Annotated in this window: 6 protein-coding genes; all 6 read left to right on the top strand. The window is 36.6% G+C overall.

Features of this window, described 5'->3' with window-relative positions:
• Positions 1-191 (top strand): hypothetical protein (locus Q0P86_RS16395; protein ID WP_295040983.1); only part of this gene is annotated, 191 nt, incomplete at its 5' end.
• Positions 192-443: 252 nt separating this feature from the next.
• Positions 444-1,337 (top strand): DNA adenine methylase, encoded by an 894-nt coding sequence (locus Q0P86_RS16400; RefSeq protein WP_295040985.1) that lies wholly within the window; start codon positions 444-446, stop codon positions 1,335-1,337.
• A gap of 8 nt (positions 1,338-1,345) precedes the next feature.
• Positions 1,346-2,209, top strand: a complete 864-nt coding sequence (locus Q0P86_RS16405; protein WP_295040987.1) for a type II restriction endonuclease — start codon at positions 1,346-1,348, stop codon at positions 2,207-2,209.
• Between the two features lie 5 nt (positions 2,210-2,214).
• Positions 2,215-3,552: a hypothetical protein gene (locus tag Q0P86_RS16410; protein WP_295040989.1), complete on the top strand. Its 1,338-nt coding sequence runs from the start codon at positions 2,215-2,217 to the stop codon at positions 3,550-3,552.
• A 7-nt stretch (positions 3,553-3,559) separates the two neighbouring features.
• A complete protein-coding gene (locus Q0P86_RS16415) occupies positions 3,560-4,441 on the top strand; it encodes a DNA methyltransferase (protein WP_295040991.1) in 882 nt (293 codons plus the stop codon).
• A gap of 33 nt (positions 4,442-4,474) precedes the next feature.
• The gene (locus Q0P86_RS16420; RefSeq protein ID WP_295040992.1) at positions 4,475-5,317 is read left to right on the top strand and encodes a hypothetical protein; all 843 of its coding nucleotides are present in this window, start codon (positions 4,475-4,477) and stop codon (positions 5,315-5,317) included.
• Positions 5,318-5,328: the final 11 nt, after the last annotated feature.

A 5,328-nucleotide genomic window follows, 5' to 3' on the forward strand; every position in this document is an offset into this window, starting at 1 on the left:
CGCCGTGGGCAAAGCGCGACGCCATCAAGGACGAAAGCGCCATCCGCAAGGCCGCTATCAAGTACAAGGTTCCGTACATCACGACCCTCGCCGGTGCCTACAACACTGTCAAGGGCATCGCCGCCGCAAGGAACGGACTTGGTGCCGTGAAGTCTCTGCAGGAATATCACGCAAGCATTGAAGAGGTGTAAGGCTTAGTATGAAGGGGGAGGAATCCCCCTCGCTTCAGCCCCGACCCCGCCCTTATAATCACGCCCACTCAAAAGAGTGGGCGTTTTGTGTATAACCCGCCCTAGTCGGGTCTTCCGCTACCCCTACTGCGGGTGCTCAGACGCCGCACCCGCAACGCCCTGGCTTTTCCCCGCCCACCCACCCCTAACAATTTTTTTCAATGTTTTTTCATTTTGTCATTTTGTGCCATTTTATTTATGTATTTTTAGACTATGATTACTGCAAAACCATTTATCAAGTGGGTTGGCGGCAAAACGCAGCTCTTGGACGAAATTCGCAGGTATTATCCTGCTCAAATTGAAAAGTATTGCGAGCCATTTGTAGGTGGTGGTGCTGTGCTTTTTGATGTTCTTTCTCGTTTGGCTCCAAATGAGGTTCTCATTAACGATATCAATGGTGAACTTATAAATACTTACTGTCAGATAAAGACAAATTGCGGTGATTTAACGGATATTCTTGCTAATCTGCAAGAGAAATATTGGAAGTCATCTCTTGAAGAAAATAAAAACCTTTATTTTGAAAAGAGAGAACGATTCAATTCGTTAAAGGTGAACGGTAACAAAAAAGAAAATCTTGAAAAGGCTGCTCTTTTCATTTTCTTGAACAAGACTTGCTTCAATGGTCTTTTTCGCGTAAACTCCAAGGGATTGTTTAATGTCCCGTTTAACAATGCGAAAAAGCCCCTTCTTTGTGATGAGGATAATTTGAAGGCCTGTTCTGAACTGTTGCAAAATGTAAAGATGTCCGTAGGCAACTATGCCCAATGTAAGGACTTTATTGATTCAAAAACATTTGTTTATCTAGATCCGCCTTATCGTCCTCTTACTGAAACGGCGGCGTTTACATCGTATAACGAAAATGGCTTCGGAGATAAAGAGCAAATCGAACTAGCTCAATTCATTGAAGAAATCTCTGAAAGAAAAGCTGTCGTCGTTACTAGTAATTCTGATCCAAAGAATGTTTGTGAAAATGATAATTTTTTTGACCGGTTATACAAGAAATTCTCGATTAAACGCGTTTCCGCTTCAAGAATGATTAACTCCAATGCAAAAAAACGTGGAGCGATAAATGAACTTTTGATAAGTAATGTAGCATCAGCATTTTAGGTAATTCTATGACTAAAAGAAATTTCATGGATTGGTTTAGAACTTTCAGACCCAGCATAGCGACATTCTCTTATTATGCTGATTTCCCTAAAATATTCAGTAATGTTGATGCTATAAAAATTGAGCTGAATATTTTAAACTCGCTGATAGGTTCTAAGAATATTAAACAAGAGTTTGAATCGATTTTGGCAAAGTATCCGAATGTCGTGAAATGTATTCCGATTCTGTTGGCTGTTAGAAGTACTGAAATTTCTATCAGTGATGAAAATGGAATGTTTGTATATGCATTTAATGGAAAGATGCATGATATTCCAATTTATTCAACATTTATGGATAAGTCTGGATTGTTTGACCTTATGCAGAATCATCTAATAAGCAATCTTGTCGATTATGTAACAGGTGTAGAAACAGGACTTGATTCAAATGGACGGAAAAATCGCGGTGGACATTTGATGGAAGACCTGGTTGAATTGTATATTCAAAAAGCTGGCTTCGTAAAAGACAAAAACTATTTCAAAGAAATGTATATTTCTGATATTGCGAAAAAGTGGAATATCAATCTTTCGGCAATTTCTAACCAAGGTAAAATGGAGAAACGTTTTGATTATGTTGTCAAAACGGAAAGGAAAATCTATGCCATCGAAACAAATTTCTATGGCAGTGGTGGTTCAAAACTGAATGAAACGGCGAGAAGCTACAAAACCATTGCAATTGAAGCAAAAACAATTCCTAATTTTGATTTCGTGTGGTTTACAGATGGATTCGGCTGGGCGTCTGCGAAAAATAATCTTGAAGAGACTTTTGATGTTTTGGATCATATTTATTGTATCCAGGATATGGAAGCAGGAATAATGAAGGAAATTTTTAGGTAGTTGATATGGACGAACTCTCTGTTTTTTGTAGTGAATTGAAAAGGGTCGTTGGAGATTCTTCGGAACTTTCTATTGAAAAAGCCCGTAAAATTGTTCAATCATTAAATGAGTTCCTTTACACACGATATCCTGACATAGGTTCAACTTATGTATTGGATGCGACTTATGATTATGTTTCGGACTTTCACAAATATTGGGAGAGTCATTATAAAGATATTTTGGACGTTCGCATAGATGATGAAAATTGTGAAAAGGTTGCGGATGCCTTGCATAGAGTGTATCTAGATACTAATGGTCACGCTTTTTTTCACGTATGGGATACTTGTGGATTAAGCCCTGAAGACATCTGTCGAATTAGGCTTTTTACTGCAAATCAGGATTTTCGTGGTTCTAGAGATTTTTCAGAACTTGCGGAAATTTTTGAAGATGATGATACAATTTTTGATGAAGATAAAATTATAAGTGACCCTGCAGGATTTGTAAAAAATATAGGGCTGTCGGATCTGTCTCAAAATGACAAACGGCAAACTTACGCAAAAAAAATAGCAGAATTTGTTAAATCAAAAAATGTGTCTCCATTTGGATTGATTTCTTGTTTTAACAATAATGTTTATGATTTGCGAAACGCATTAATCAATTGTGTTAGTTCTGGGTATGGAAATAAAAAAGCGGATATGTTTGTTCGAGATATGGTTGTTTTAAATATTTGGACAAATGTAATTGATTTTGAAAAAATAGATGTTGCTAGCGATGTAAATACGATAAAAGTCGCTTTAAAGACAGGCGTATTAAAAACTTCTATACCGCTTGTATCGAGTTTCTTAGATATATTTTGCCATCAATATGGCTATATAGATGAGATGAATGCTAAAGCGTGGAGACGGGTTTGGGAAATATGGAATGAAAAGTATCCAGCGGAATGTATTCAAAGTCCTTGCCTAATGGATTATTTTGTATATGGTGTGATTGGAAAACAATTTTGTAAAGAGAGCCTTGCTGTATTTAAATGCGATGTTTATGATCATTCTTTTAAATGGCATTCTGCAAGAAATAAAACATGCCGTATTTGCCATGGTGAAGGGCGTAAGGGTATCACTGCGACTTGCGTCAAAAAAATTATGCCCTGCTGTGATCCCGAAGGAGCTATTGCAATATTAAAAAGTGAGTATGTTTCAAAGCTTCCTGAAAATGGGAAAATAAGGGAATGTCCTTTTAAAAATATATGTGACGCAAACGATTTGAAAAAATTACAACCGCCGAAATCAATTAGTATTTTGGGAAAAACAGGATGGACCTCGGCATATTCTGATAAGGGATGTGGTGGAGGCGGACTTATGGCATAGAGGAAAAATGGCTTTAAACGCTTGGTTCCGTTCAAAAAATTTGGATTTTTCACTTGTTCAAGGTGATTGTGTTGATGTACTAAATCAACTCGATTTTCAATTTGATATGATTTTTGCAGATCCTCCCTACTTTCTTTCTAATGGAGGAATTTCAGTTCAAAGCGGAAAACAAGTTAGTGTGAATAAAGGTGATTGGGACAAATCTAAAGGATTTGAAAAAGACAACGAATTTAACCGAAAATGGTTGTCTGTTTGTCGTGAACATTTAAAAGAAAATGGTACAATTTGGATTTCCGGCACTTATCACAATATCTTTTCTGTTGCCCAGATGCTGAATGAATTGAATTTCAGAATTCTCAATTGTATCACTTGGGCGAAAACAAATCCGCCACCAAATTTAAGTTGCAAATTTTTCACACATTCTACAGAATTTATTCTGTGGGCTCGCAAGAATAAAAAAGTTCCCCATTATTACAATTATGAATTGATGAAACAAATTAATGGCGGCACTCAAATGCGAGATGTATGGCAGATGCCTGCTATTGGTCGCTGGGAAAAAACTTGTGGCAAACATCCTACTCAAAAACCATTGCCACTTCTTGCTAGAATTATTCAAGCCTCCACAAAAGAAAATGCTTGGATTTTAGATCCTTTTTGTGGAAGCTCTACAACCGGAATTGCTGCAAATTTGTTAAATCGCCGCTATCTCGGGGTTGACCAAGAATTAGAATTCCTTAAAATTTCAAAAAAACGACGCCAAGAAATAGATAATATTGCAGTTCGAATGGACTATCGTGAACGTGTGTGCAAAACAACGGATAGTCAGATGCAAATGATTTTAGAATTACATGAAGATGTCCCATATTATGGAATAGATTTGCCTTTATAGATTTTGAGAAGCCTTCAAAGAGAATGAATTGTAATGGGTAAGAGTCGTCGTGCAAATTCCGTCTTGTTTGGCTTTGATTTTCAGGTCAATGCCGCTATTGTTTTAATGCTCGAAAACATGAAAGAGATGGATTCTCTGCGGTTGGAAAGTGACTTGGAGGATATAGAAATCTTTTTGTCAAATGGCAAAAGTATTTTAGCACAAGCAAAAGCTGTAGAAAAGAGTAGCTCTGATTTCACAAATGTTCGAGCAAATTTGAAAAAAGCATTGGAATCATTGTCAGAAGGTGCTCGTAAGGGGAATGTTGAAAAACTTATTTTAATAACAAATTCTCCTAATCCTTTAAATGATGAAAATTCTAGAAGCGTGTTTTATGGTGAGGCTCATCGTTCGTATTCTTCCTTGCCAGATTCCGCAAAGAAGATAATTGACGATTATCTTTCCAAAATAACAAATCCACTCAATAAAGATGATTTCCTTATACAGGTTTTGCCTTTTGAGACAGATGATGAGAATGAACGTTATAAAGTTGTTTGTCAAAAAGTAAATGAATTTGTAAATCCGATTTTAAATGGTCGGGGGAAAGAACTTTTAAATATATGGTTCGAAAGTATTTTTGACAACGGAAGTAAAAAGGATTCTTCTATAGTTTTGTCAAAAAAAGCAATCGTATGGCCTTTAATAGTTTTGGCTACGGATGTTCAAAAATCAATAAGTAAAATTGTAGAAGTGTTTGAACTAGATGACGGTCAGGTAAATGATGTGATTCGCAAATATAAAGATTTAATTGATTATTCTTGTGAAAGGTATGAGTTCGCAACAAAAGTTTTATCTGGCGGATTTTCGTCGCTAACGCGACTTAGGTTTGTAGTTTAACTTGCGTATAA

The organism is uncultured Fibrobacter sp. (genome assembly GCF_946062555.1).
Classification (GTDB): Bacteria; Fibrobacterota; Fibrobacteria; order Fibrobacterales; family Fibrobacteraceae; genus Fibrobacter.

Coding starts and splice junctions, on each gene's coding strand:
- Q0P86_RS16400 (WP_295040985.1), top strand. CDS start 444: ATGATTACTGCAAAACCATTTATCAAGTGGGTTGGCGGCAAAACGCAG.
- Q0P86_RS16405 (WP_295040987.1), top strand. CDS start 1,346: ATGACTAAAAGAAATTTCATGGATTGGTTTAGAACTTTCAGACCCAGC.
- Q0P86_RS16415 (WP_295040991.1), top strand. CDS start 3,560: ATGGCTTTAAACGCTTGGTTCCGTTCAAAAAATTTGGATTTTTCACTT.
- Q0P86_RS16420 (WP_295040992.1), top strand. CDS start 4,475: ATGGGTAAGAGTCGTCGTGCAAATTCCGTCTTGTTTGGCTTTGATTTT.
- Q0P86_RS16410 (WP_295040989.1), top strand. CDS start 2,215: ATGGACGAACTCTCTGTTTTTTGTAGTGAATTGAAAAGGGTCGTTGGA.